This is a genomic window from Sphingomonas phyllosphaerae 5.2, from assembly GCF_000419605.1.
Lineage (GTDB): Bacteria > Pseudomonadota > Alphaproteobacteria > Sphingomonadales > Sphingomonadaceae > Sphingomonas > Sphingomonas phyllosphaerae_B.
In genome coordinates, this window is sequence record NZ_ATTI01000001.1 from 444,465 (window position 1) to 470,203 (window position 25,739).

A 25,739-nucleotide genomic window follows, 5' to 3' on the forward strand; every position below is an offset into this window, starting at 1 on the left:
GGGACCTTTAATGTTGAAGCGTAGTGCACTGCTCGCGATGACCGCGCTGTTGCTGACGACCGCGGCGTGCGACCGGAAGGCGACCGGGCAGAGCGTGGCCGTGGTGAACGGCGAGGAGATCTCGGCCGGGGAGCTGAACGGCGAGCTGCAACTGGCCAACGTGCCGCCCAGCGCTGACCAGAAACTGGCGCGCCAGCAATTGCTGCAGGGATTGATCGACCGTCGCCTGTTGGCGCAGGACGCACGCAAGAACGGCATCGACAAGTCGCCGGAGTTCCTGAGCCGCCAGCGCCGCATGACCGACGAACTGCTGATCTCGATGAACGCCGAGCGGCAGGCCGGCAGCCAGAAGCTGCCCGATCAGGCCGCGGTCGACGCCTTCATCGCGCAGAACCCCTCTGCCTTCGCGCAGCGCCAGATCCTGACGCTCCAGCAGGTCGCGATCGATCCGCCGTCGGACACCAAGGCGCTGGCGCCGCTGGCCGATGCACATTCGCTGGATGCGGTTGTCGAGACGCTGACTCGCCTGAAGATCCCGTTCACGCGTACCTCCGGGAAGCTCGACACCGGCAGCGTGCCGCCCGAGGCGCTGAAGCGCATCTTCGCGCTGCCGCCGACCGAACCGTTCGTGCTGCCTGCCAACGGCAAGCTTTATGCGAACGTGATCGTCGGGCGCGAGCCGGTGCCGATGTCGCAGGACGACATGCGCAAGGCGGCGATCGCTGCGATGCGCCAGCAGAACACGCGCACCGGCCTGTCCAGTGCGGTCAAGCAACTGCGCTCCAAGGCCAAGATCGAATATCAGGATGGCTATGCTCCGGTCGCGGCGGCGAGCCCGGCCGCCGGCGCCGCGAAGAAGTAAGCCAGGCAGGCTCGACGTCCGGATCTGGACGTCGAGCCTACCCCTCATGTGGTCCGGTCGACCTGTGGCCGTTAACCGGAAGCGTGCATCTATTCCGGCGGGTGAACACCGCGGCGCTGGATCAATGCGCCGGAAGCGCTGACGCTGCTGCGCCTGTCGATACTGCTCCTGGGCCGGCGTTTCCGCACCCCCGCGTTGGTGCCGTCCGGCTTGTGGCGGTAGCGCACTACCTGCATCATGTCCGCTTGGTCAGGAGGTGATGATGCGAGGCAGGGCGAAGATCGGAAGTGTGGCGTCTCTGCTGCTGGCAGGTGTGGCGACGGTGGCCGCTGCGCAGGATTACGCACCCAGCTTCCACCCCGACCGGCTGAAAGGACCGCCGCCCGGCCCGCCGAACCAGGTGCTGGTGCTCGGCAGCCCCCATCTCTCCGGTTACGAGACGTTGCGTCACGCGATGATGACGCCGCTGCTGGACCGGCTGGCGGCGTGGCGACCGGAGGCGATCGCCGTTGAGAATGTGTCCGGGCTGCAATGCGATGCGATGCGCCGCTACCCCGCGCGTTATGCCGAGAGTGCCGCCAGATGGTGTCCTGACACGTCTGCGGCACGCACGGCGCTTGGGCTCGACGTGCCCGCGGCGACGGCGGCGGCGGAGCTGATGCTTGCGGACTGGCCGCGGGCGCCGAAGGCCATGCAACGTCGACGGCTCGCCGCGCTGTTCCTCGCCGCAGGCGAGCCGGGGTCGGCGATGGTGCAATGGCTGCGGCTGTCGATTTCGGAGCGGCGCGCGGGCGATGGGCTCGACGCGGCGATGGTTGCGGCGCTGGAACGCGCCTGGAAGGCTCCCGGCGAAAGCGACTGGGTTGCCGCCGCGCTTGCCGCCCGGCTTGGGCTGGAGCGGCTTCACAGCGTCGATGATCACACCGCCGATGCGCCCACCCCGGCGGATCAGGAGGCGGCGTATGGCGCAGCGATCGCGAGGGCGTGGGACAATCCGTTCGGCAAGCGGCGCACCGCCGCGAGTCAGCGGCTGGATGCGCGTGTTGCCATGCCGGGCGGGTTGCTCGCCCTATATCGCGCGTACAACACCCCCGAAGCGCAGGAGCTCGCCTACCGCAGCGACTTCGGGGCGGCGCTGGTCGAGCCGTCGCCGCAGCGGTTCGGGCGCGGCTATGTCGGTTACTGGGAAGTGCGGAACCTGCGGATGGTCGCGAATATCCGCGACGTGCTGTCGCTGCGGCCTGGAACGCGGTTGCTGGCGATCGTCGGCGCGGCGCACAAAGGCTATTACGAGGCCTATCTGAACCAGATGCACGACGTGCGGCTGGTCGATGCGGGCAAGGTGCTGGAATGACATGGCGGGCGCCCCGACGGGCACCCGCGCCGCCCGTTACTTGTTGTAATAATCGCTGTATCCGGCGCCGTATCCGTAGCCGTAGCTATCGGCAAGCAGGCCGCCGTCGAAGCGGTTGAGCACCACGCCCGCGCATGGTGCCTGATCGAGGACGTGCAGCGCGTCCTGGATCTGCTTGCGCGTGGTGCGGCCCTCCTCGACGATCATGATGAACGCGTCGAGCTTGGTGGTGATGATCGCCGCGTCATCATTGGCGAACACCGGCGGCAGGTCGCACAGGAACAGGCTGTGCGTCGGACGCGCGCGCATCGACGCGACCATCGCATCCATGCGCGGCGACGACAGCAGCTCGGCCGAGCGTGCCGGGGCATTGTCGGTCGGCAGGATCACCAGCCGCTCGCCCTCGGGATGTACCGCCAGCTCGCCCAGCGTCGGCACGGTGCCCTCCAGGAAATTGCGCATTCCCCGCTCGACCGGAATGCCGAAGTTCGACGCGATCGAGCCGCGCCGCAGATCGAGGTCGAGCAACGTCGTGTCGACACCCGGCGTGCGTGACAGCGCCGCGGCGAGGTTGGTCGCAATGAACGACTTGCCGACGCCCGGTGTCGCCGAGACGATCCCGAACAGCCGCCAGCCCTTGTTACGATGCAGCTTCATCAACCGCGAGCGCAGCATGTTGAACGGGCGTGAACGCACGTCGCGGCTGTCGAAGCCATAGATGCCGCGCTGCTTGGCGGTGGCGGTCGACCAATCGAACTGCTGCGCCTCCTGCAACGTCGGGATCGGCACCTCCGGTCGCAGGTCGCTGGTGATCTTCGTCATCACTACCTCGGTCATCACAGCCCCCCTTGCGGCGACGTCGCCTTGCGGCGGCGCGCGCCCCAGGTCGGCAACCGGAAGCGGCTGCGCGGCTTCTCGCCGGGCGCCAGATCCGCGGTAAAGGTCGGCACGAGCGCGAGCGGTTCGAGCCCGAGTCCTTGCAACTGGCCTACGCCACGGATCGGGCGCATCAGGAATTCGATCGCCAGCGCCAGTACGAGCCCAAGCCCGAGCCCGGCCGCGATCCCGCCGCCGACCAGCAACAGGCGGTTGGGCGAGACCGGCTTGTCCGGCACCGAGGGCGGATCGACGACCGACAGCCGCTCACCCTTCTGCTCCTGCGCCATCCGCGCGGAATTCTGCGCGCGCAGCACGTTGCCTGAGATGTCGCGCAACTGTTCGCGCAGGCCGGCGGCGCGTGCTTCGAGCTGCGAGACCTCCTCCTGCAACGCCGGCCCGCGCGCCTGCGCGGCCATGCCGGCGGCGGCACGCGCGCTGTCCTGCGCCCGATATTGCTCGAGCTGGGAGATCTGGGCGTTGTTCGCCTGGATCTGGCCCTGAAGCAGCGCGTCGTCGGTCGTGCCGCCCTGCGAGGCGGCGATCTCCTGCGCCTGCTGCAACCGCGACTTGGCGCGCACCACGTCCGGATGGCTCTCCGCGAAGACCGCGCGTGCCGCGACCAGCGCCGCCTCGGCCTGCTGCACCAGCGGGTCCTTGCCGCCGCCGCGCCGCGCCTGCGCCATCAACTGCCGGTTCTCGCCCTGCAATTGTGCGATTTGCGCACTGTAGCCGCCGGTGTTCGGTGCCATGACCATCCCGCCGGTCGCCAGCGCGCTGCCGTTGCGCGACTTGATGCCGGTGATCTGCGCCTCGATGCGGTTGATCTCGTCGGTCAGCTTGCGCGACTGGTCCTGGAGGAAGTCGACCGTGTTGTTGGCCTGCGCCGCCATGGTGGTGGCGTCGATCTCCAGGAAGCGGCTGACGAAGCTCTGCATCACCGCCTGCGCCTTTGCAGGATCGCCGTAATCGTAGCTCATCGTGAACGCGATCGTGCTGGTGCCGCCCGGCTGCGCACCGCCGCCTGCACCGAGGTCGCCGCTCACCGCCGCCAGCTTGGTGGCATCCTGCATCGCCGTCACGATCGACGACAGCGGCTTGGAGCGCCGCTCGCTTTCGTAAAGATTGTTCTGTTCGATCAACTCGATCAGGTCGCCGCGGCTGAGCACCTGCTCACGGATCTTGGCGATCCGCTGATCGATGATCGAGTTCATCGGCGAACTGACCAGCGTGGTCGGCAGCTCCTGCGATTCGACCAGCAATGTCGCGCTGGAACGGTACACGCGCGGCAGCACGAACGCGGTCACGATGCCCGCGATCGAGAGGACCACGAACGGCACGATGATGAACCATTTGCGTTCCCACAGGATACGCGGAATGTAATTGATGAAGCCGCCGCCACCGGCGGGCGATTCCTCGCCGAAATCTACGCTGTCGCTCACCGGCGGTCACCCAGTCTGGTTCGTACGAAAAGCCTGAAGATCAGGTCGGATGGATTGCCCAGCCCGCCGCCGGTCGCCTGGCGATACCCGACCGATGCACCCCCGAAGAACCGCCGCGTGAAGCTGCGTTCGTAGGCGGCGTCGGCGTTGAGATAACTGACCTGCGGGATCTGGAGCGTGTTGTCGGATGTCGCGACCAGTCGCGAATAGCCGATCGAGGCGCGCAGCACGTCGTTCTCGCGCAGCCGATACGAATAGTCGAACGAGCCGCCATACCGACGCGAAATGTCGCCCAGCGCGGTCGCCTGTGCGTCGCTGTACGCGCGCAGGCATTGCGCCGAGCGGTTGCCGGTGTGGCATCCGCTGAGGCTGCCCGAGAAGCCGGTGACGTTCGACCGGCCGCGCGTCGTGGTGGAGGAGATGAAGACCACGCCGGCGGCGAGATCGAGGTTCAGCTGGGCGCCGAGACGGTGCGACAACGTGCCCTGCGGCGAATAGGACGAGCCGTGGAAGCCGTTCCGGTCATATTCGGTCCACGATCCCGAACCCTGTATGCCGACGCTGGTCCGCTCCGACAGCGCACGGCTGTAGCCGATCGTCGCGCCCGTGCCGCGCGACGACAGCAGCGCGATGTTGCTGTTGCTGCCGTAGCTGACGCGGTTCGCGTTGACGCTGCCGTTCAGTGTGTCGTGCGGGCCGACCCGCAGCGTCGCGCCGAGCGACGCCGCCAGCGTATTCTGGCGCTGGTTCAGCCCGATCAGCGAGAGGTCAGGAACGCTGACGCCCGGTACGCCGACGCCGGGAACGCCGATGCCCGGAACGGGAAGGCCGATGCCCGGCACCGGGGTGAGGGAAGGGTCGACGACGCCGACGACACCCAGACCGCTCTGCCCGACGATCGAGCTGTCGAACGACACGGTGGCGTTCGCGCTCAGCAACGGGTTGAGCGCGCGTTGCGCCTGCGCGGTGAAGCCATAGCCTTCCGCCGAATTGTAGCGGTCGATGTAGTCGCTGCGCCGGTAACGCGCGATCAGCGCGGCATCGCTGCGCTCGTCGCGGTACATCACCTGCGGCGTGACCGACAATTCGGTCGCGAACGCGCCCTTGCCGTCACTGTCGCCGCTGATCAGGAACGGGTTGGTCGAGTAGCTGCCGCCTGCCGACACGTCGACCGCCACGGCGGTTTCCTGCGCGACCGCCTGCCCTGCCGGCACGGTGGCGAGCGCCACCGTCAGCAGCGCTGCCGCCGGGCGGAACGGATGAGACATCCGCCGCGTCACGGGACGATGACCGTATCGCCGCCGCGCACCAGCGGCAGCGTCTGGTTGTTCACCTCGGAGACCGACCCTTTCATGATGTCGTTCAGCCGGACCCGGATCGCCTGCGCGCCAGTCGGCGTCTTGCGGATGATGACCACGTTGCCCAGCTGCGCGAAATCGGCCGGGCCGCCGGCAAAGCTCAGCGCTTCAAGCACGTTGACGTAGCGGCCGGGGTTGAACGAACCGGGGCTGCGCACCTTGCCCAGCACCGAGAATTGCAGCCCGGCCGGCGCCTTCACCGACACCGTCACCTGCGGCACTGCGGTGCGATACTGCGATTCGAGGCCCTTCGTGATCCGCGCCTCGATCTCGCTCGGCAGCGCGTTGAGCGCGTCGACCTTGCCGACCAGCGGGAAGGAGAAGGTGCCGTCGGGCAGGACGCGGACGCTGCGCTGCAGCCGCTCCTCGCCCCAGACGAAGATGTCGAGCTCGTCGCCCGCGTTGATACGATAGGGGGTCAGCGGAGCCGTCGCCGCCTGGTTCGTGGCGCGCGGCGGCGTTGCGGCCTGCTGCGCCAGCGCCGGCGCGATCGGCACCAGCAGCAGGGCGAGGCCGCAGAAAAGCTTGGTCGTCATGTCGTTCCCCCACACCGCGTGCAGGCGCCTACCACGCTGACCTGCACATGGCCTCCATCATTTGCCACGCAGTCCCATATCGGGTAAAGCGCTGACCGTCAGGTGCCTTACACCATTTTCCTTACGAAATACGTACGAGATTGTCGGGGATGGGCAGTATTCTTGTGCGTGGGCAGAACTGGGGCAGGGCGGCGTGAAGGGTACGACAGGCGGACGGGCCGGCACGATCGCGTTGGCGATGCTCGTGTTGTTGGCGGGATGTCGCTCACCTGAGGACCGGGCCGCGAAATTCGCGGCGATGTACGAGGCCGCGATCGCCGGCAACGATCCCTATATGGCGCGCCTCGCGATGCAGAAGGCGGTCAGCTACCAGGATTCAAACCCCGATTACTGGCAATCGCTGGGCAGCGTCCAGCTGACGCTCGGCGACTATTCCGGCGCGTTCAACGCCTATATGCGCGCCAACGAGCTGGATCGGTCCAACCCGACGGTGTTGCAGGCGCTCGCCGATCTCGCGGTAGTGGGGGGGCACACCGACGAGGCGCAGCGTTACGCCAAGCAGGTGCTGCTGCTGCGTCCCGATGACCTTGCGCCACAGACCACGCTCGGCTTCGTCGCATTGCGCAACCGCAATTACGACGAGGCGCTCCAGCGTGCCGACAAGGTGCTGGCCGGGCGGCCCGACGATTCCAATGCCACGATCCTGAAGGCACGCGCGCTTGCCGGGCCGGGCGAGGCCGACGCCGCGCTCGCGTTGCTGCGCGGCTATGTGGCGGGGCATCCCTCCGACACGGCGGCGCTCGACGCACTGGGCGATATATCGGGGCGGTTCGGCAATCTGGCCGGGCAGAAGGACGCGCAGCAGCGCGAACTCGCGCTTCGCCCCAAGGACCTGCGGCTGCGGGTGAATTACGCGCGCACGCTTTACCGGCTCGGCGAGCGCGACGCAGCGCACGACCTGACCTTCCCGATGGCGAGCAGCGGCAAGCACGACGGGCTGCTGATCGACATCCTCGGGCTGTGGCTGCGCTACGGACCGCGCGACCGCGCGCTGGCGGAGGTGCGGCAGCTGGCCCCGCAGGGCTCGACCGCCGACAAGATGCGGTACGCGTATTTCCTGATGCTGGCCGGTGTCCCTGCCGAGGCGGAGGCGCTGCTGGCGCCGCTGGTGTCGCTGCCGGTCACCGCCGCCAATGCCGCGCCGCTGGCGCTGCTGGCGCAGACCCAGGCGATGCAGGGCCGCGACGACGACGCGCTCAAGCTGCTGAACGCGGTGCTGGGGTTCGATGAGGGCAATATCGTGGCGTTGCGTGCGCGCACCGATCTGTACCTGCGCGTCGGGCGCGGACGGCCGGCGGTGTTCGATGCGCAGCGACTGGTCGCCAGCAAGCCGCGCTCGGCCGACGACCGCGTGCGGCTGGCCCGCGCCTACCAGCTGGCCGGGCAGCCGCAATTGGCCGAAAACACCTATCGCGCCGCCATCCAGGATATCGGCGGAGCCGATCCGTTGCTGTTCGGCGGATTGCGGCGCTTTCTAGTCAAGGCCGGGCGCAAGAGCGAATTGTCCGAAGTCGAGCAGCAATTTGTTGAACAAAAACGCCTAGCGCAGGCGCAATGGTGATGCGGCCGGTGGATGAGTCGGCCGGAGCGGGGCAGGAACGGGTGGCGGGTTCGCGAGCGACAGGGTCGATCCAGGGGCGACGCTTTACGTCGAACGTGATCCCATCATTGGTGTTCATGGTCGACCTGCTGTGCCTGGTGATCAGCGTCCCGGCGGCGGTGATCGTCTACACGCTCGTCGTCGGAGAAAGCGTGGTGGCGGGCGTCCATACCGCCGCGGCGTTCATCGCGGGCGTCGCCTTCTTCCTGATCCGCCAGTCGCGCGGCGTGTACGGGCAGTCCTACCTGGTGCTTCAGGCCGGCGACACCGCGGTCGCGCTCGATTATCTGATGTCGGCGCTGCTCAGCAGTGCGATCGTCTGGCAGTTCGGGCTGGTCGATCAATTCTCGCGCGGGTTGACGCTCGCCTATGTCGGCGCGGCGACCGGGATGTTGTTCGTCAGCCGCTACGTGCTGCGCGTCGCGCTGCGCCGGCTGGCGGATGGCGGGCGCATCCGCCAGCGGGTCGTGCTGTACGGCGCGGACAAGGATACGGTCGACCGCACGTGCCGGATGCTCGACCTGCAGGCGTTGCCGCAGCTGTTGCTGGTTGGGGTCGCGGATGACTACGGGCACGCCGCTGCCGCGCAATCGGTCGGCAACCTGCCTTTCATCGGCGGCTTTCCCGAGCTGCTCGCGATGGCACGCGACGGCGAGGTCGATCAGGTGCTGATCGCGCTGTCCGACATGACGCGCGAACGCATCGACCTGATCATCGAGAAGTTGAGCGAGGTCGCGATCGACGTCTCGCTGATCCCGCGGGAGGCGATCGCGCTGGCGCCAGATTACCGCGTCAACTTCGTCGGCCAGATCCCGGTGCTGACGCTGTGGCAGCGGCAGATGCGCGACGGCAACACGATCGTGAAGGACGTGGAGGATTTCGTCATTGCCACGGTCGCGCTGGTGTTCCTGGCGCCGTTGCTGCTGATCACCGGGCTGGCGATCAAGCTGAGCAGCCGCGGCCCGGTGATCTTCAAGCAGCCGCGCTTCGGATTCAACAACCGCGAGATCCTCGTCTGGAAGTTCCGGTCGATGTACACCGACCGGCAGGACGTCAGCGGCGCGGCGCGCACCACGAAAGGCGATCCGCGCGTGACGCCGATCGGGCGGTGGATCCGCAAGCTGAGCATCGACGAGTTGCCGCAATTGTGGAACGTCCTGCGCGGCGAGATGTCGATCGTCGGCCCGCGCCCGCACGCGACGCATATGAAGGTCGGCGATCATTATTATTTCGATGCGGTGCGCGGCTATTCCGCGCGTCACCGCGTGAAGCCCGGGATCACCGGGCTAGCGCAGGTGCGGGGGCTTCGCGGCGAGATCCAGACGATCGAGCGCGCCAAGCGCCGGGTCGAGCTGGACCGTTATTATATCGACAATTGGTCGCTCGGCCTTGACCTACGCATCATGGTCGAGACCGTCGTCAACATCGCGTTCGACAAGAATGCCTATTGATCCTGCCGCGGTGACGCCGCGCCGGTCGTTCCTAGGGATCGACTTCGATCCGCTGGATACCGACGCGGCGGTCGCGTGGCTGGCGCAGGTGCGTCGCGGCGATCCGTATCGCTACATCGTAACGCCGAACGTCGATCATCTCGTCCGGCTCGAGGCGTTGGGGCAGGACGATACGGTCGGCGCGGAATTGTGGCAGGCCTATCGCGATGCGACGCTTGTGCTTTGCGACAGCCGGGTGCTTGCGCGGCTGGCGCGACTCTACGGCGTCGACCTGCCGCTCGCACCAGGCAGCGATCTGACGGTACGATTGTTCGCCGAGGTGGCGCAGCCGGGCGACCGGATCGCGATCGTCGGTGGCGACGAAGCGCTGCTGGCGGCGCTCCGGGTGCGGTTCGCGGCGCTGGAATTCGTGCAGCACATCCCGCCGATGGGGATGCTCCGCAACCCGGCGGCGCTTGCAGCGGCGGTGGCGTTCGGGCGCGACTCGGATGCGCGCTTCCTTCTGATCGCGGTCGGATCGCCGCAGCAGGAACTGCTAGCCGCACGGATCGCCGCGGCAGGCGGGGCGGCGGGATGCGCGCTGTGCATCGGCGCCTCGCTGGACTTCATCGTCGGACGGCAGCGCCGTGCGCCAAGGGTCGTGCAGCGACTTGGGCTGGAATGGGCGCATCGGCTCGCTTCGCAGCCGGGGCGCCTGTGGCGACGCTACCTGGTCGATGGGCCGCGGATATTCCGCATGGCGCGCGCCTGGCACCGCGGGCGCGTGGGGTGAGTGGCCGCTGGACGCCGGGGATCGGCGATCCGAGCGTGGTCGGCTGGTTGACCGTCGTCGCCTATCTCGCCGCGGCGGCGTGGTGCGCCGCCCTGGCATGGCGCCATGCCCGCGGGCCGCGTCTCGATCGCTGGTTCTGGGGGGCACTCGCGCTCATGACGCTGGCGCTGGGGATCAATAAGCAGCTGGATATTCAGTCATTGTTCACGCAGGTGCTGCGTGACGAAGCGCGGCTTCATGGCTGGTTCGCGGAGCGCCGCGTCCTTCAGGCTGCGTTCATCTTGGCGACAGGTTTCGCCGGCGCAGTGTTGGCGGTCGTCGCGTGGAAATGGCTGCCCGTGCTGCACCGCAATATGCGCACCGCGCTCATCGGCCTCATCTTCGTCTATACTTACGTGATGATCCGTGCGGCGTCATTTCATCATGTCGACTTCTTCATTAACCGCGAGCTATTCGGTGTGAAGTGGAACTGGATCCTCGAGCTTGGCGGGATCACGATCATCCTGCACGCGACGGTTCGCGAATGGCGTTCCGGTGGGCCTCACAGGGCCGGTTCCCGAGGGTGAAGCGCCGCCGCCCGGGGTTTGCGGCGGGCGCATATTTATTTGCGATCATTGCAGAATTCCGTCCCAAATCCGGACGGATTGGAAGATTGTGCAGGGCATCCAAAGCACGCATCCCAACGTTTCTGCTTCTGTCGCCCACCTTGTGGGAGACCTGCCTAGTGCAGTGAACCCACAGTCCCGGTTATTCCGGACTATCCAACAATTAGAGATGGTTTCCGAAGCGTTAAGGTGCGATACAACGAATCGGCGGTGGCCATGGTCCAGGGGGCATATTTCCCGGCCTGGCTGGCGGGTCGCGCAGTGGTACGGACGGACGTCACACAAGTTTCAAGGGGAATTTGGTTATGAAGAAGTTTTTTGCAGCTGCGGTCGTCGCAGCCTCTTTCGCAGCCGCGACGCCGGCAATGGCGGTCAACTATGTCGTTCCGCTGAACGAGACGTCGCCGGGTTTCTTCACGGGCGATACGATCGTTTCGGTTTCGACCAACGGCGCGTTCAGCGACACGTTCTCGTTCATGACCCCGGTCGATTTCGGTAACATCGGCGCAAGCGCGATCACGCTGACGCTGACGGGTGCGCTGACGTTCCAGTCGGTGATCCTGAACGGCACGCCGCTGAACCTGACCGTCAACCAGGGTCAGTACACCGCAGCTACCCCGATCGGCGGCTTCCCGGCCGGTGCGAACCCGCAGAAGCTGATCGTGAACGGTTCGTTCGCCAAGAGCGACGCGCAGCCGTCGGGCCGTTACAGCGCGCTGGTCGAATTCCGTGCGACCCCGGCCGTGCCTGAGCCGGGCACCTGGGCGCTGATGATCCTGGGCTTCGGCGTCGTCGGCTACGCGATGCGTCGCCGCCCGTCGGTCCGCTTCGCGCAGGCGATCTGATCGCGCCACCGTCCTCGCCGCATCGCGGCGGGACGGTGACGAACTGAAGACGGCGGCGTGCTCCACGGGGCGCGCCGCCGTTTTCTCGTTTGGGGCACATCGCGAGCACAGGCGACGATGGCCGATCCCGGCACGTCGTAAGCAGCACACCGTTGATGCGTCGGCTGCCGTGACATCGCGCCCGGCTCGACGGTGACGGTAGGGCGCGGTTAGGATACCGCGACTACACCGCTACCTCGTGACCCGGAGCCCGACCCTGCCGAATCGCCTATCCCCGTCGCCGCGCGGCGGCCCGAGCACGCCCGGCGAGGCGCGAGCGATGACGATCGGCTTCGTGATTCTTTCGCACCGCGATCCCGCGCAGTTGCTGCGGTTGGTGCAGACCCTCAACCGGCTCTACGACGATCCGCCGATCGCCTGTCATCACGACATGGCGCAATGCCCGCTCGACCCGTCCGGCTTCCCGGGGAACATCCGCTTCGTCGATCCGAGCATCCGCACCGGCTGGGCGAAATGGTCCGTGGTGCGCGGCTTTCTCGCGGCGTTGCGGCTGCTCTATGCCGACACGGACCCGGAGCGGGCCGGCCCCGACTGGTTCGTGCTGATGAGCGCCGCCGATTATCCGATCCGCCGTGCCGACGCGGTCCGCGCCGATCTCGCTGCGCTCGGCGCCGATGCACTGATCGATTTCCGTCAGCTCGGCGATACCGCGGAGAGCGCTGCGGCGCGCTTCGGTCCACGCAATCCCGAGCTCGACCAGTTCGAGTCGGACGAAAACCGGATCATCAAGCGTCGTCATTACGAAGGCGCGGAACTGTGGCTGCCCACGTTGCGCTTCAACGACGGCGGGCGGCGCGTGCGCCCCGGGCGCCACACCGTGCACCTGCCGTTCGCAACGCCGCGCCGGCCGTTCTCGGCGGCGTTTCCGTGCTTCTACGGCGACCATTGGTTCACCGGCAACCGGCGGGTCGCGCAACTTCTCCTTCATCCCGACGCGCAGCACCTGCGAGTCCAGCGGCACCTGACGATGCGCACCAGCCCCGACGAATGCTATTTCCAGACCGTGCTGTGCAACGAGCCCGGCCTGCGGCTGGAGCGGGACAGCCGTCGCTACGCGCAGTGGAACGGCGGCGGCGCGCATCCGCAGACGCTCACCGAGGCGGACCTGCCCGCGATCGCGGCGTCGAACGCGCATTTCGCGCGCAAGTTCGCGCCGGGATCGCCGGTGCTCGATCGCCTCGACGCGCTGTTGTTCGACTGAGCCGGACGGGCGAGCGCGCGCGTGACGTTCCGCCACCTCCTCGGGCTGCCGCCGACGCAGCGGTATCGCGTCCCGCCGGGGATGCGCGTCTACGCGATCGCCGACGTCCATGGCCGTGCCGACCTGCTGCGCCCGCTGCTCGGCTGGATCGCGCAGGATAATGCGAAGCGCGGGCCGATCGGCCAGGTGCACGTCGTGTTTCTCGGCGACCTGATCGATCGCGGTCCGGCCTCGGCGGCGGTGCTGGAGATACTGGCGCGCGGCGGCGAGACGCCGGGCGCGTCCTACCTGCTGCGCGGCAATCACGAGGAGATGCTGCTCGCGATCCTCGACGGCGAGACCGACTCGGCCAGCGCGTGGCTGGCGCATGGCGGGGCCGAGACGCTGGAGAGCTACGGCATCGACCCGGCACCCTATTTCGACGATGTCGAGGCGCTGCCCGCCGCGCTCTACGCCGCGATGCCGGGAAGCCATATCGCGGTGCTGCACGCGATGCTGGGGCAGGTGCGGATCGGCGATTATCTGTTCGTCCACGCCGGTATTCGCCCCGGCGTGCCACTGGACACGCAGGAGGGCCGCGACCTGCGGTGGATCCGGAAGGAGTTCCTCAACAGTCGCGCCGACCACGGCGTCGTGGTGGTGCACGGCCACACCATCGCGCCGACGGTGCAGTTCCGTCACAATCGAATCGGGATCGATACCGGCGCCTATCGTACCGGGCGGCTCACCGCGCTGGGGCTGGAAGGCGAGGCGCGCTGGACGTTGACCAGCCGACTGGACGCGGCGTGATGTCGCTTCCCTCCGGCGCGCTTCCTGCGTAGCGGAACCCGCATGATCGTCCTCATTCTCGCGCGCGCCGCCAACGGCGTGATCGGTATCGACGGCGGGCTGCCGTGGCGGCTGCCTGCCGACATGAAGCGATTCAAGGCGCTGACCATGGGCAAGCCGATGATCATGGGGCGCAAGACCTTCGAAAGTTTCCCCGCGCCGCTGCCGGGCCGCCGGCATATCGTGCTGACCCGTAACCGCGAGTGGTCGGCGCCCGGTGCCGAGGTCGCGCACGATGTTGCGGGTGCGCTCGCGCTGGCGGGCGAGGGTGGGGGCGAGGTGATGGTGATCGGCGGCGCGGAGACCTATGCGCTGTTCCTGGACCGCGCCGACCGCGTCGAACTGACCGAGGTCCACGCCACGCCGCCCGGCGACGCGTGCGTCCCCGCCTTCGCGGGGTGGGGCGAGGTGGCGCGGGTGCGGCACGCCGCCGAGGGCGACCGCCCCGGCTATGATTTCGTGACGCTGGTACGGTGACCGGCCAGCCGCTAAGGGCAGGCGATGGAGCGGCTTGACGGCGGCTCGGCGGTGCCTGCGGATCTCGCAGGCGCGATCGTCGCGCTCGGTAATTTCGATGGGTTCCATCTGGGACATCAGGCGGTGGTCGCGCGGGCGGTGGAGCGCGCGCGTGCCGAGCGGCGCCCGGCGCTGGTCGCGACCTTCGACCCGCACCCGGTCCGCCATTTCCGCCCGGATGCCGAGCCGTTCCGGCTGACCACGCTCGATCAGCGCGCGCGACTGTTCGCGGCGGCGGGTGCGGACGGGATGGTGGTGTTCCACTTCGACGCGACGCTCGCCGCGCTGACCGCCGATCGCTTCGTTGCGGAGCGGCTGGTCGGTGCCCTGCGCGTCGGCGGGGTGGTGACCGGCGAGGATTTCACCTTCGGCCACGCCAAGAGCGGCGACATCGCGACGCTGCGCCGCGCCGGCGCGGCGGCGGGCTTCGCGGTCGACACGGTCGGCGCGGTGATGCTGGACGGGGAGCCGGTGTCCTCCACCCGTATCCGTGCGGCGCTGCGCGGCGGCGATGCGCGCGGCGCGGCGCGGCTGCTGACGCGGCCCTATGCGATCGAGGGCGTGGTGCAGCACGGCGACAAGCTGGGGCGCACGATCGGCTATCCGACCGCCAACCTCGACATGGGGCCGTACCTGCGCCCCGCCTATGGCATCTATGCGGTGCGTGGGCGGTTGGCGGACGGGCGTGTGCTGGACGGAGCGGCGAACCTCGGCATCCGCCCGACGTTCGATCCTCCCAAGGAATTGCTGGAGCCGTATTTCTTCGACTTCGACGGGGATATTTACGGACAGGTGCTAGCGGTCGAGCTGATCGAATGGCTGCGCGCCGAGGCGAAGTTCGACGGGCTGGACGCGCTGATCGCGCAGATGGACAAGGATTGCGCCCGCGCACGCGAGTTGCTGGCGCAGTGACGCATGGTTAAGGCGGGGGAACATATGGCCGACGCATCCGATACGCCGCGCGACTGGCGCGACACCGTCTTCCTGCCGAAGACCGACTTCCCGATGAAGGCGGGGCTCGCGCAGAAGGAGCCTGCGATCCTCGACGGCTGGAAGCGGATCGGGGTCTACGACCGGCTGCGCGAGCAGCGGCAGGGGCGCGAGCGGTGGATCCTCCATGATGGCCCGCCCTACGCCAACGGCGACATCCACATGGGCCATGCCATGAACAAGGTGCTGAAGGACGTGATCGTCCGCAGCCGCTCGCTCATGGGCTATGATGCGCCGTACGTGCCCGGCTGGGATTGCCACGGCCTGCCGATCGAGTGGAAGGTCGAGGAGGCGTATCGCGCCAGGAAGCTCGACAAGGACCAGGTGCCGGTCGCGCAGTTCCGCGCCGAATGCCGCGCCTACGCCGAGAAGTGGGTGGCGGTGCAGGCGGCCGAGTTCGAGCGGCTGGGCGTGATGGGCGACTGGGACGATCCCTATCTGACCATGAAGTACGAGGCCGAGGCGACGATCGCGGCCGAATTGCTGAAGTTCGCCGAAAGCGGGCAGCTGTATCGCGGCGCGAAGCCGGTGATGTGGAGCCCGGTCGAGAAGACCGCGCTGGCGGAGGCGGAGGTCGAGTATGAAGACATCGTCTCGACGCAGATCGACGTCGGCTTCGAGGTGATCGACTGCCCCGAATATCCGGGGCTGGCGGGCACGCTGGCGGTGATCTGGACCACGACGCCGTGGACGATCCCGGTCAACCAGGCGCTCGCCTACGGCTCGGCGGTCGATTACCTCCAGTTCGAGCATGACGGGCGCCGCTACCTCGTCGCCGAGCCGCTGATGCCCGCGTTCACGAAGCGTACCGGCATCCCGATGGGCAAGATCATCGCGCTCATCAAGGGGCCGGTGCTGGAGGGCGCGACCGCGCGGCACCCGATGCATCACCTCGGTGGCTTCTTCGCGACACCGCGGCCGTTCTTCGAAGGCGAGTTCGTCACCACCGACGCCGGCACCGGGCTGGTGCACATGGCGCCCGACCACGGCGAGGACGACTTCCTGCTGTGCAAGGCGCATGGGCTGGAGCCGGTGTTCGCGGTCGACGGTGCAGGCATGTACCGTGCCGACTGGGCATGGCTCGGCGGGCAGGGCAGCGTCATCAACAAGAAGTTCGTCGCCGCCGACGGGCCGATCTGCTCGGACCTGCGCGCGACGGGCGGCCTGCTGTCGGCCAGCGACGATTTCGCGCACAGTTACCCGCATTCGTGGCGGTCGAAGGCGAAGGTGATCTTCCGCGCGACGCCGCAATGGTTCATCCCGATGGACCGCAGCGGAAGAGACGACCTGCCGGGGGCAGGTCGGGCCGCGGAGGTCGGCGCGCCCGGCGCGCCGTCAGTACCAGACGCAATGTCCGCGAACGGCAACGATGCCACCCTCCGCGAGGTCGCGCTCGACGCGATCTCGCGTACGCAATGGGTGCCGGCGCGCGCCGAGAATCGTATCCGCGCGATGGTCGAGGGACGCCCCGACTGGGTGATCAGCCGCCAGCGCGCTTGGGGCGTGCCGATCGCGCTGTATGTCCACCGCACCACCGGTCAGTATCTGAACGACGCCGACGTGAACGCACGGATCGTCGCGGCCTTCCGCGAGGGTGGCGCCGACGCGTGGTTCACCGCCGATCACCAGGGGCTGCTCGGCGACCGCTACGATCTCGCCGACTACGAAGCGGTCAACGACATCCTCGACGTGTGGTTCGACTCCGGCTCGACGCACGCGTTCGTGGTCGAGGCGCGTTATGGCGAGGGCACGCGCGCCAACCTGTATGTCGAAGGGTCGGACCAGCATCGCGGCTGGTTCCAGTCGTCGCTGCTGGAAAGCTGCGGCACGCGCGGGCGTGCGCCGTACGATGCGGTGCTGACGCACGGCTTCGCGCTCGACGGGCAGGGACGCAAGATGTCCAAGTCGCTCGGCAACGTCGTCGATCCGCTGAAGGTGATCGGCGAGTCGGGCGCGGACATCCTGCGGCTGTGGGCGGTGTCGACCGACTATTTCGACGACGTGCGGATCGGCAAGGAGGTGCTGGCCACCTCGTCCGACGCGTATCGGAAATTGCGCAACACCTTCCGCTACCTGCTCGGCGCGCTCGACGGGTTCGACGATGCGGAGCGCGTGCCGGTGGCGGCGATGCCGGAGCTGGAGCGCTACATGCTCCACCTCCTCCACGCGCTCGACCGCGACCTGAAGGAGGCGGCGACCGGCTATGAGTTCAACCGCTACGTCCGCCGCCTGACCGATTTCTGCAACGAGGATCTGTCGGCATTCTTCTTCGACGTGCGCAAGGACTCGCTCTATTGCGACGCGCCCGCCGACGCGAAGCGCCGGGCCTATCGCACGATGCTCGACGTGCTGTTCCACGCGCTGGTGCGATATGCTGCGCCGGTGCTGGTGTTCACCGCCGAGGAGGCGTGGCAGGCGCGCTTCCCGGCCGACGACAGCTCGGTGCATTTCCTCGAATGGCCAGCACTGCCGGAGCAGGCGGGTGAGGACGTGGCGCAACGCTGGCTGGCGATCCGGGCGCTGCGCGAGCGTGTGACCGAGGCGATCGAGCCGTTGCGCCGCGAAAAGACGATCCGTTCCAGCCTTGAGGCGGAGGTGACCGCGCCAGAGTTGCCGCTCGATGCCGCCGCGCTGGCGGAATTGTTCATCGTCGCCAGCGTGGCGGAGGCGCCGACCGTCGAGGTGACGCGCACCGATTATCGCAAATGCGGCCGCTGCTGGCGCCACCTGCCAGAGGTCGAGGCGGACGGCGACCTGTGCACGCGCTGTGCCGACGTGACGGGTAGCGCCGCGTGACGCCGCGTGCCGGGTTACTGGTGGCCGCGATCGTCTTCGCGGTCGACCAGCTCGTCAAATGGCTGGTGACCGGGCCAATGCAGATCGATTTTCTCGGCGCCTATCGCACGCTGCTGCCGATCTTCGACCTGCGCTTCACGAAGAACGAGGGCGTCTCGCTCGGGATGCTGCGTGCCGAGACCGACACGACGCGCTGGCTGCTGGTCGTGTTCACCGCCGCGATCGCGGTCGCGGTGGCGGTCTGGATGTTCCGGGAGAAGAAGCGCGCGGACCAGCTCGCGCTCGGGCTCGTGCTCGGCGGCGCGATCGGCAATATCCTCGACCGTATCCGGCTGGGATATGTGGTCGATTTCGCCGACCTGCATTTTGGCGAGTGGCGTCCCTTCCTGGTCTTCAACGTCGCCGATGCCGCGATCTCGATCGGCGTGCTGATTCTGCTGGTGCGCGCGCTCCTGATCCGCGAGAAGCGCGACGATGTTTCGGAGAATGTCCATGCGTAAGTCTGTGGTGGTGGTGGCCGGTATGGCGGCGCTGGGGCTGCTCGGCGGCTGCGGCAAGCGCGGCTACGATCGCGCGCGCCCCGACGAGTTCGCGGTTGCGCGGCAGGCGCCGCTCATCATCCCGCCCGATTTCGCGCTGGTTCCGCCACAGCCCGGTGCCGCGCGCACGCAGGGCAACAACCCGCAGGCGCAGGCGATCGACGCGCTGTTCGGCGGCCCGGCCGCGCGCAGCGCCGGCGAGACGGGCGTGATCGACCAGGCCGGCGGCGCGACCGCGGCGACGCCGGGCATCCGCTCGGGCGTGGGTGATCCGAAAACCAACGTCGTCGACAAGGGCCAGACCACCAGCGATATCGTCGCCGCCCCGCAGGGTGACGGACAGGATGCACGCGCCGCCGCGGGTGGCGCGTCGGCTACGCCGCCTGCCGCCCCGGCCAGCCCGGCGCCGACGCCGAAGAACTGACGTCGTCCCGGCGGGTGCGGGAAGCGCGCGCCGGGACGCACCGTCACCTCAAGGGCCTTCGGCCTCGATCGGGAGAGTCTTGGGTCCGCGTCCCGGTCGGGGTGGGGCGTCGATGAACCGCCTTCGCTTCTGCGCAGGCGGGGGCGATCGCGATGTCGTCCCGCGCGACGCTCGAGAGATGATGCGACGTGATCGTGTTGTCCGCGCAGGATAAAGGCGGATCGATCCTTTCTCCGTCATCGCGAACGAGTGAAGCACTCCAGGGCGTCTGATCCGGCGCTGAAGCCGCGCGCGACGACGGATCTGATCCCGCTGTACGCGCTCATGCGACAGGCATGACGCCGCGGCTGCGGCAGGAGCGGACGGCTTACGGGGCCGGTGGAGGTGGCGTCTCCGGCATGCTCCGCACATAGATATCCCGCTGCGCGAACGGCATTCCGATCCCGGCGTCACGGAACATCACCCACAGCCGGTTGAGCACGTCCGAGCGCACGTTGCCGACCCCGCTCTCCGGATCGCTGATCCACGCGAGGATCTCGTGCTCCACCCCGTCCGTCCCGAACGCCGTCAGCCAGACGTTGGGTTTCGGGCTGTCGAGCACGCGCGGCGATTCGCGCGCCGCGCGCAGCATCAGTTCCTGCGCCAGCGTGAGGTCGCAATCATAGGGGACGCGGACGGAAATCCGCACCCGGACGTTGCGGTCGGAATAGGACCAGTTCTCGACCTCGCGGGTCATCAGATCCTCGTTCGGGATCAGATATTCCTTGCCGTCGCGCGTCACCACCGACACCGCGCGGACCCCGATCTTGTTGACCCAGCCAAAGCTGGTGCCGACCGCGATGACGTCGCCCGGCTTGATCGAGCGATCCAGCAGCAGGATGATTCCCGCGATCAGGTTGCCGATCGTCTTCTGCATGCCGAAGCCGACCGCCAGCCCGAACGCGCCGGAAAAGACGGCGAACGCGGTCAGGTCGATACCCAGCAGGTCGATCCCGAACAGGAAGGCGAAAACGACGATCGCGATCCCGGCGATCTTCTGCGCCAGCACCTTCTGCGTGGGGTCGAACGCGCGCGCATGTGAGATGGTGTGCGCGGTAATGCGGTTGGCGAGCCGCACCATCGCCATCAACACCACCAGCGTCACCAAGGCGCCGACCAGCGCCAGCAGCGACAGCCGCCTGGTCCCCACCGTCACGCCGATCGCGTCCAGCGTGGAGGTGATCGGCTCCAGCCCGCCGACCGCGTGGCTGAACAAGGCGGTGAACACCACCACCTCGACCACCGCCGCCGCCCAGCGCGGGATGCCGACGCCGCGCATCAACTGGTGCGCGGTCAGCGTCGCCGCCGCCGCCATCGCGAAGCCGATCGCCGCCGCGGCCAGCGGACCCCATCCCCACACGACATAGACGAACGCGAGCAGCAATGCGGCGACGCCGTGCCGCACGATCGTGGCGATGCGCGGGCGCAATCCCTCGACATGCGCGCCGACGCGGTCGCGCCACCATTGCGCGACCCGCGCACCGGCGATCCGCTGCGCCGCGACGCCCGCGGCCAGCGCGATCAGCGTCAGTGTCCCCGCCACCGCCAGTTCGACCAGGTCGGCCTGCGCCGGCACCATCTCGAACAATGCGGTGAGATCGTTCACGCCTGCGCCGCCCGCCACGCGTCCAGCCCGCGTTCGAGATCCGCGATCAGATCGTCCGCATCCTCCAGCCCGATCTGTAGCCGCACCAGCGGCCCGGCGAAATCCGGGGTGGTGGCGGAACGGTGACGCTGCGGGTCGACGGGAACCGCCAGGCTTTCGAAGCCACCCCAGCTATAGCCGATCCCGAAATGCACCAGCGTGTCGATGAAGGCAGTACGGGCCGCGTCGTCGCCTCCCGCCAGCACGAACGAGAACAGCCCCGCCGCGCCGCGGAAGTCACGCCGCCAGATGTCGTGGCCGGGGCAGGAGGGCAGCGCGGGGTGCAGCACCCGCGCCACCTCCAGGCGTGCCGCCAGCCACTGCGCGATGCGGAGCGCGCTCGCCTCATGCCTGTCCAGCCGGACACCCATCGTGCGCAGCCCGCGGCTGGCGAGATAGGCGTCGTCGGCGCTTACCACTTGCCCGAGCTGGAAGCTCGTGTCGCGAAGCGCGGCGAAGCGTCCCGGCCCGGCGGTCACCGAACCCATCATCACGTCGGAATGGCCGCCGATGTACTTGGTGCAGGCAAGGATCGAATAGTCGACGCCGCGCTCGATCACGGGGAGCAGCAGCGGCGTCGCCCAGGTATTGTCGATGACGGTCGCCACCCCGCGCGCCCTGGCGGCGGCGACGATCGCCGGCACGTCCTGCACCTCGAAGGTCAGGCTGCCCGGGCTTTCCATAAAGATCACGCGCGTCCGTTCGCCGATCAGGTCGGCGATGCCGGCGCCGACCAGCGGATCGTAATAGCGGGTGGTGACGCCCATGCGCGCCAGCAGCTTGTCGGCAAGGCTGCGCGTCGGATCATAGGCGCTGTCGACGAGCAGCAGTTCGTCACCCGGCGACAGCAGGGTGAGCAGGCACGCCGATACTGCGGCGACGCCGGAGGGATAGAGGAACGTCCCCTCGGCGCCCGGCTCCAGCTCGGTCAGCGCATCGGCGAGGCTCCATTGCGTCGGCGTGCCGCGCCGGCCGTAGAACAGGCGGTGGTGGGTATCGCGCGCGCCGGTCGCGCGCAGTTGCGCGACATCGTCGTAGAGGATCGTCGATGCGCGCCACACCGGCGTGTTGACCACGCCCGCCGTCCATTCCTTGCGCCGCCCGCCGGTGACCAGCCGCGTCGCCGGGCGGATCGTGTCGTCACGATCGCTCATGCGTCACCCGTCGCTTTCGGGGTGGTGGGATCGCCGCCCCATTCGGTCCAGCTGCCGTCGTAGACCGCGGCGTCGCTGCCGAGCAGGTGCGCGCCGAACGCCAGCACGCTGGCGGTGATGCCCGAACCACACGTCATTGCCATCGGCCGATCGGTGGAGACCCCGGCCGCGGCGAACGCGTCTGCCAGCGCCTCGCCCTGCTTCCACGTCCCGTCCGCCTCGAACAGCTGCGTGTACGGAAGGTTGCGCGCGCCGGGCATGTGGCCGGGCGCGACGCCGGGCCGCGGATCGGGCTCGGCACCGGTGAAGCGCACCGCCGAGCGCGCGTCGACGATCTGCTCGCTGCCGTCGCGCTGGATCGCCCGCATCGCCGCGAGGTCACGCAGCCCGACGCCCGCGCTCGTGATGTCGACGGTGCCCGGCGCATGGCCGGCGTCGCCCTGTTCCAGCGGCCGCCCCTCCGCCTTCCACTTCGCCAGCCCGCCGTCCAGCAGCGAAACCTGCGTGAACCCGAAGGCGCGCAGCATCACCCAGGCGCGCGCCGCGGTGCGATGCGGTGCGTCGTCGTAGAGCAGGATGTGGTCGTCGGCGCGCAGCCCCAGTCGCCCTGCGCATGTCGCGAAATGCGTCGCGCCGGGCATCGTCGATGGCAGCTCGGCACCGGGTTCGGCAAAGGCGGCGAGATTCATGAAGGTCGCGCCCGGAATGTGGCCGGCGGCGAACTCGGCTGCGGCGTCGCGCGGCGGTTCGCCGGGCAAGCCGACGTGGTAGCTGGCATCGAGGATGCGCAGGCCGGGCGCGGCAAGGTTCGCGGCGAGCCATTCGGTGGGGACGAGAGCGTGCATCCCGTCTCCATAGCCGCAGCGCGGGGCGGGGGAACAGGTCGCAATTGCGCGGCACCTGTCCTATGTGCGCGCGCATGACTCCGATGCATCTTGGCCAGTCCAGCACGCTCCCCGCTTCGCCCGAAGCGGCGGTGCTTGATTACGTCCCGAATCCACGCCCGGCGCAGACCTATCTGGTGCGCTTCACCCAGCCGGAATTCACCTCGCTCTGCCCGGTCACGGGGCAGCCCGACTTCGCGCATCTCGTTATCGATTATGCGCCGGGCGAGACGATCGTCGAATCCAAGTCGCTGAAGCTGTTCCTCGGCGCGTTTCGCAACCATGCCGCCTTCCACGAGGATTGCACGGTCGGGATCGGCGAGCGCTTGTTCCGCGAGATGCAGCCGCGCTGGTTGCGAATCGGCGGCTATTGGTACCCGCGCGGCGGGATGCCGATCGACGTCTTCTGGCAATCAGGCGAGGTGCCGCAAGGGTTGTGGTTGCCCGAGCAGGGGGTCGCGCCTTATCGCGGACGCGGATGATTGATCGATGTCAGGGGCTTCTATTGATGCTGCGGTGCGGAAAGTCCGCAACCTTTTGTCGTAAGAACGGTTCATCTTTGCGAACACGCGCGCAACGGGCGCCGTGCCCATCTGTAAAGGCTTGGGGATGAAGCAGTCGACCGGAGCGCAGGACGTCGGGCATATTGCGCTGATCGGTAATTTCCTGCCGCGCAAGTGCGGGATCGCGACCTTCACGACCGATACCTACCAGGCGTTGCGTGCGCGCTTTCCCGATATGCAGGTCGACGTCTACGCGATGGACGATCATCCCGGCCGTTACGATTATCCCGCGGCGGTGACTGGAACGATCCCGCAGAACGACCGCGATGCCTATATCGCGACGGCGCGTGCGATCGAGACCAGCGGCGCGCAGGTGCTTTGGCTCCAGCATGAATACGGCATCTATGGCGGCGAGGCGGGGGCACACATCCTTGCGCTGCTCGACCGGGTGTCGATCCCGCTGATCGTCACGCTGCACACCATCCTCGAGAAGCCCAGCGCTGCCGAGCGCACCGTGCTTGAAGGATTGCTGCGTCGCGCGGCGAAGGTCATCGTCATGGCCGAGCGCGGGCGCGAGATCCTCGAGCGCGTCTACGGCGCGAACCCGAAGCAGATCGCGACCATTCCGCACGGCGTGCCCGACCGTCCGTTCGCCGAGCCGGAAGCGTTCAAGGGCCGGTTCGGCTGGAGCGGGCGGCGCGTGATCCTCACGTTCGGGCTGCTCGCGCCCGGCAAGGGGATCGAGACGATCATCGAGGCGATGCCGGCGGTGGTCGAGCGCCATCCGGAGGCGATGTATGTGGTGCTGGGCGCCACGCATCCGAACCTCGTTGCGCATGAAGGCGAGAAGTATCGCGATTCGCTGCGTTCGCGGGCGGACGAACTGGGTGTAGGCGCGAACGTCGCGTTCATCGACGCGTTCGTCGACCACGACGACCTGATCGATTATCTGCAGGCCGCCGACATCTATGCGACGCCGTATCTGAACCCGGCGCAAATTACGAGCGGCACGCTCAGCTACGCCGTCGGCGTCGGCAAGGCGGTCGTCTCGACCCCCTATGTCCATGCCACCGAAATCCTTGCCGACGGACACGGCGTTCTGGTCGATTTCCGCGACCCGGCCGCGTTCGCGCGTGAGATCAACGACCTGCTCGGCAGCGCGCGAAACCTCGCGCGTCTGTCGGCCCGGGCATATGCGCGGGGCCGGACGATGATCTGGCCGCGCGTAGTGGAGAAGGCAATGGACGAACTGATGGCCAGCCTCGCGACCCGGACGCAGCGGCTGCCGCACCCGGGCAATGCCGACAAACAGGTGTTGGCTCCCGATATCGCGGCCGTCGAACGAATGAGCGATGCGACCGGGATGCTCCAGCACTCGATCTTTTCGGTACCCGACCGGCGCCACGGTTATTGCATCGACGACAATGCCCGCGCGTTGATGTTGATGAGCGGAATCGAAGATCTCGACCCGGTCGTCCGCGACAAGTGGATGACGATCTACGCCTCGTTCGTCCAATATGCGTGGAACCCCGACGCGCGGCGCTTCCGCAATTTCATGAACTTCGACCGCACGTGGTGTGAAGATGTCGGGTCCGAGGACTCGAACGGGCGTGCGCTCTGGTCGCTGGGTGTGACCGCGCGCGATGCGCGGGAGGCCAAGCACCGCGACTGGGCGAAGGCGATGTTCGACAACACCGCCAGCCTCGCGCTCGAACTCGGCAGCCCGCGAGCGCAGGCGTTCGCGATGCTCGGTGCGGCGGCGATGCTCGAGGCATCGCCGGGGCACGACCTGGCGCTTCGCATCCTGCGCCGCTTCCCCGACCAGCATCTCGCGCTGCTTGATGAGGCGCGTCGTCCGGAATGGGGCTGGTTCGAGATCGTGCTCGCGTACGATAATGCGCGTCTGCCCGAGGCGATGCTGCGCGCCGGCCTTGCGCTCGACCGTGCCGACCTGATCGCGTGCGGTCTCGACACGCTCGACTGGATCGTCTCGCGCCAAACCGCGCCCGAGGGACATTTCCGCGCAGTCGGCTCGGAGAGCTTCGGACGCGTCTATGCCGAGCCGTTGCCGTTCGACCAGCAGCCGCTGGAGGCACAGGCGACGATCGATGCGTGCGCGGCGGCGTTCGACGCGACCGGCGATGTGCGCTGGTATGACGAGGCGAAGCGCGCCTACGACTGGTATCTGGGCGTCAACGACCTCGACCTGCCGCTCGCGACCTATCGCGACGGCGGCTGTTTCGACGGCCTGATGCCGACCGGGCTCAACCGTAATCAGGGTGCAGAGTCCATTCTCGCGCTGCAAATGGCATCTTGCGCGATTTCAGGGCTATCAAAGCGCGTGGGAAGCGTGGCAGGGACGACGCGCGTCACTGCCTGACGGCAGCGTCGCGCGCGTC

At 68.0% G+C, this 25,739-nt stretch carries 23 protein-coding genes; 16 read left to right on the plus strand and 7 right to left on the minus strand.

Annotation, left to right across the window (positions count from 1 at the left end; genetic code table 11):
• Window positions 1-10 precede the first annotated feature (10 nt).
• Both SPHPHY_RS0102195 and SPHPHY_RS0102200 read left to right on the plus strand, forming a co-directional pair.
• Window positions 11-862 (plus strand): SurA N-terminal domain-containing protein, encoded by an 852-nt coding sequence (locus tag SPHPHY_RS0102195; RefSeq protein WP_022685078.1) that lies wholly within the window; start codon window positions 11-13, stop codon window positions 860-862.
• A gap of 289 nt (window positions 863-1,151) precedes the next feature.
• The gene (locus SPHPHY_RS0102200) at window positions 1,152-2,216 is read left to right on the plus strand and encodes a DUF5694 domain-containing protein (protein WP_231370322.1); all 1,065 of its coding nucleotides are present in this window, start codon (window positions 1,152-1,154) and stop codon (window positions 2,214-2,216) included.
• Window positions 2,217-2,252: 36 nt separating this feature from the next.
• On the opposite strand, the gene SPHPHY_RS18950 is transcribed toward SPHPHY_RS0102200, so the two are convergent.
• The 4 genes from SPHPHY_RS18950 to SPHPHY_RS0102220 are packed head-to-tail and all read right to left on the minus strand — an operon-like array spanning window position 2,253 to window position 6,428.
• Window positions 2,253-3,053 carry a CpsD/CapB family tyrosine-protein kinase gene (locus SPHPHY_RS18950; RefSeq protein ID WP_022685080.1) on the minus strand — a complete coding sequence of 267 codons (801 nt, stop codon included), beginning with the start codon at window positions 3,051-3,053 and terminating at the stop codon, window positions 2,253-2,255.
• On the minus strand, window positions 3,053-4,534 hold the full coding sequence (locus SPHPHY_RS18955; protein WP_022685081.1) for a GumC family protein: 1,482 nt from the start codon (window positions 4,532-4,534) through the stop codon (window positions 3,053-3,055). Before SPHPHY_RS18955 ends, SPHPHY_RS18950 begins: the two co-directional genes overlap by 1 nt.
• Entirely contained in the window at window positions 4,531-5,802 is a 1,272-nt protein-coding gene (locus SPHPHY_RS0102215; RefSeq protein ID WP_022685082.1) for a hypothetical protein, read from the minus strand. The genes SPHPHY_RS18955 and SPHPHY_RS0102215 overlap by 4 nt, the downstream gene beginning before the upstream one ends.
• Before the next feature lie 8 nt (window positions 5,803-5,810).
• Window positions 5,811-6,428, minus strand: coding sequence for a polysaccharide biosynthesis/export family protein (locus tag SPHPHY_RS0102220; RefSeq protein WP_022685083.1), 618 nt, complete (start codon window positions 6,426-6,428; stop codon window positions 5,811-5,813).
• Window positions 6,429-6,621: 193 nt separating this feature from the next.
• On the opposite strand from SPHPHY_RS0102220, the gene SPHPHY_RS0102225 reads away from it, so the two are divergent.
• From SPHPHY_RS0102225 to SPHPHY_RS0102280, 12 genes are all read left to right on the plus strand, one after another.
• Window positions 6,622-8,049 carry a tetratricopeptide repeat protein gene (locus SPHPHY_RS0102225; RefSeq protein ID WP_156024975.1) on the plus strand — a complete coding sequence of 476 codons (1,428 nt, stop codon included), beginning with the start codon at window positions 6,622-6,624 and terminating at the stop codon, window positions 8,047-8,049.
• The gene (locus tag SPHPHY_RS0102230; protein ID WP_022685085.1) at window positions 8,043-9,539 is read left to right on the plus strand and encodes an exopolysaccharide biosynthesis polyprenyl glycosylphosphotransferase; all 1,497 of its coding nucleotides are present in this window, start codon (window positions 8,043-8,045) and stop codon (window positions 9,537-9,539) included. The genes SPHPHY_RS0102225 and SPHPHY_RS0102230 overlap by 7 nt, the downstream gene beginning before the upstream one ends.
• On the plus strand, window positions 9,529-10,311 hold the full coding sequence (locus SPHPHY_RS0102235; protein ID WP_043129897.1) for a WecB/TagA/CpsF family glycosyltransferase: 783 nt from the start codon (window positions 9,529-9,531) through the stop codon (window positions 10,309-10,311). Before SPHPHY_RS0102230 ends, SPHPHY_RS0102235 begins: the two co-directional genes overlap by 11 nt.
• Entirely contained in the window at window positions 10,308-10,877 is a 570-nt protein-coding gene (locus SPHPHY_RS18960; protein ID WP_022685087.1) for a hypothetical protein, read from the plus strand. Before SPHPHY_RS0102235 ends, SPHPHY_RS18960 begins: the two co-directional genes overlap by 4 nt.
• Before the next feature lie 344 nt (window positions 10,878-11,221).
• Window positions 11,222-11,761, plus strand: a complete 540-nt coding sequence (locus SPHPHY_RS0102245; RefSeq protein WP_081645211.1) for an FxDxF family PEP-CTERM protein — start codon at window positions 11,222-11,224, stop codon at window positions 11,759-11,761.
• Window positions 11,762-12,080: 319 nt separating this feature from the next.
• A complete protein-coding gene (locus tag SPHPHY_RS0102250; RefSeq protein ID WP_022685089.1) occupies window positions 12,081-13,022 on the plus strand; it encodes a beta-1,6-N-acetylglucosaminyltransferase in 942 nt (313 codons plus the stop codon).
• 21 nt (window positions 13,023-13,043) lie between these two features.
• On the plus strand, window positions 13,044-13,811 hold the full coding sequence (locus SPHPHY_RS0102255; RefSeq protein ID WP_022685090.1) for a metallophosphoesterase family protein: 768 nt from the start codon (window positions 13,044-13,046) through the stop codon (window positions 13,809-13,811).
• A 42-nt stretch (window positions 13,812-13,853) separates the two neighbouring features.
• Window positions 13,854-14,327, plus strand: coding sequence for a dihydrofolate reductase (locus SPHPHY_RS0102260; protein WP_022685091.1), 474 nt, complete (start codon window positions 13,854-13,856; stop codon window positions 14,325-14,327).
• A 24-nt stretch (window positions 14,328-14,351) separates the two neighbouring features.
• Window positions 14,352-15,278 carry a bifunctional riboflavin kinase/FAD synthetase gene (locus SPHPHY_RS0102265; protein WP_022685092.1) on the plus strand — a complete coding sequence of 309 codons (927 nt, stop codon included), beginning with the start codon at window positions 14,352-14,354 and terminating at the stop codon, window positions 15,276-15,278.
• Window positions 15,279-15,302: 24 nt separating this feature from the next.
• Window positions 15,303-18,152 (plus strand): isoleucine--tRNA ligase, encoded by a 2,850-nt coding sequence (gene ileS, locus SPHPHY_RS0102270; RefSeq protein ID WP_022685093.1) that lies wholly within the window; start codon window positions 15,303-15,305, stop codon window positions 18,150-18,152.
• A complete protein-coding gene (gene lspA / locus SPHPHY_RS0102275; protein ID WP_022685094.1) occupies window positions 18,149-18,652 on the plus strand; it encodes a signal peptidase II in 504 nt (167 codons plus the stop codon). Before ileS ends, lspA begins: the two co-directional genes overlap by 4 nt.
• Complete coding sequence (locus SPHPHY_RS0102280) at window positions 18,645-19,115, plus strand: DUF3035 domain-containing protein (protein WP_028056390.1); 471 nt, start codon at window positions 18,645-18,647, stop codon at window positions 19,113-19,115. Before lspA ends, SPHPHY_RS0102280 begins: the two co-directional genes overlap by 8 nt.
• Window positions 19,116-19,482: 367 nt before the next feature.
• Here SPHPHY_RS0102280 and SPHPHY_RS0102285 read toward each other — a convergent pair whose 3' ends face one another.
• From SPHPHY_RS0102285 to SPHPHY_RS0102295, 3 genes are read right to left on the minus strand one after another with little or no spacing between them, the layout of a single operon-like run.
• Window positions 19,483-20,760, minus strand: a complete 1,278-nt coding sequence (locus SPHPHY_RS0102285; RefSeq protein WP_231370323.1) for a mechanosensitive ion channel family protein — start codon at window positions 20,758-20,760, stop codon at window positions 19,483-19,485.
• Window positions 20,757-21,953 (minus strand): cystathionine beta-lyase, encoded by a 1,197-nt coding sequence (metC, locus tag SPHPHY_RS0102290; protein ID WP_022685097.1) that lies wholly within the window; start codon window positions 21,951-21,953, stop codon window positions 20,757-20,759. The genes SPHPHY_RS0102285 and metC overlap by 4 nt, the downstream gene beginning before the upstream one ends.
• Window positions 21,950-22,798 (minus strand): sulfurtransferase, encoded by an 849-nt coding sequence (locus SPHPHY_RS0102295; protein ID WP_022685098.1) that lies wholly within the window; start codon window positions 22,796-22,798, stop codon window positions 21,950-21,952. The genes metC and SPHPHY_RS0102295 overlap by 4 nt, the downstream gene beginning before the upstream one ends.
• A gap of 74 nt (window positions 22,799-22,872) precedes the next feature.
• On the opposite strand from SPHPHY_RS0102295, the gene queF reads away from it, so the two are divergent.
• Together queF and SPHPHY_RS0102305 are read left to right on the plus strand one after the other, a co-directional pair.
• Window positions 22,873-23,319, plus strand: a complete 447-nt coding sequence (gene queF, locus SPHPHY_RS0102300) for a preQ(1) synthase (RefSeq protein WP_028056392.1) — start codon at window positions 22,873-22,875, stop codon at window positions 23,317-23,319.
• 127 nt (window positions 23,320-23,446) lie between these two features.
• On the plus strand, window positions 23,447-25,720 hold the full coding sequence (locus tag SPHPHY_RS0102305; RefSeq protein ID WP_022685100.1) for a glycosyltransferase family 4 protein: 2,274 nt from the start codon (window positions 23,447-23,449) through the stop codon (window positions 25,718-25,720).
• Window positions 25,721-25,739 lie beyond the last annotated feature (19 nt).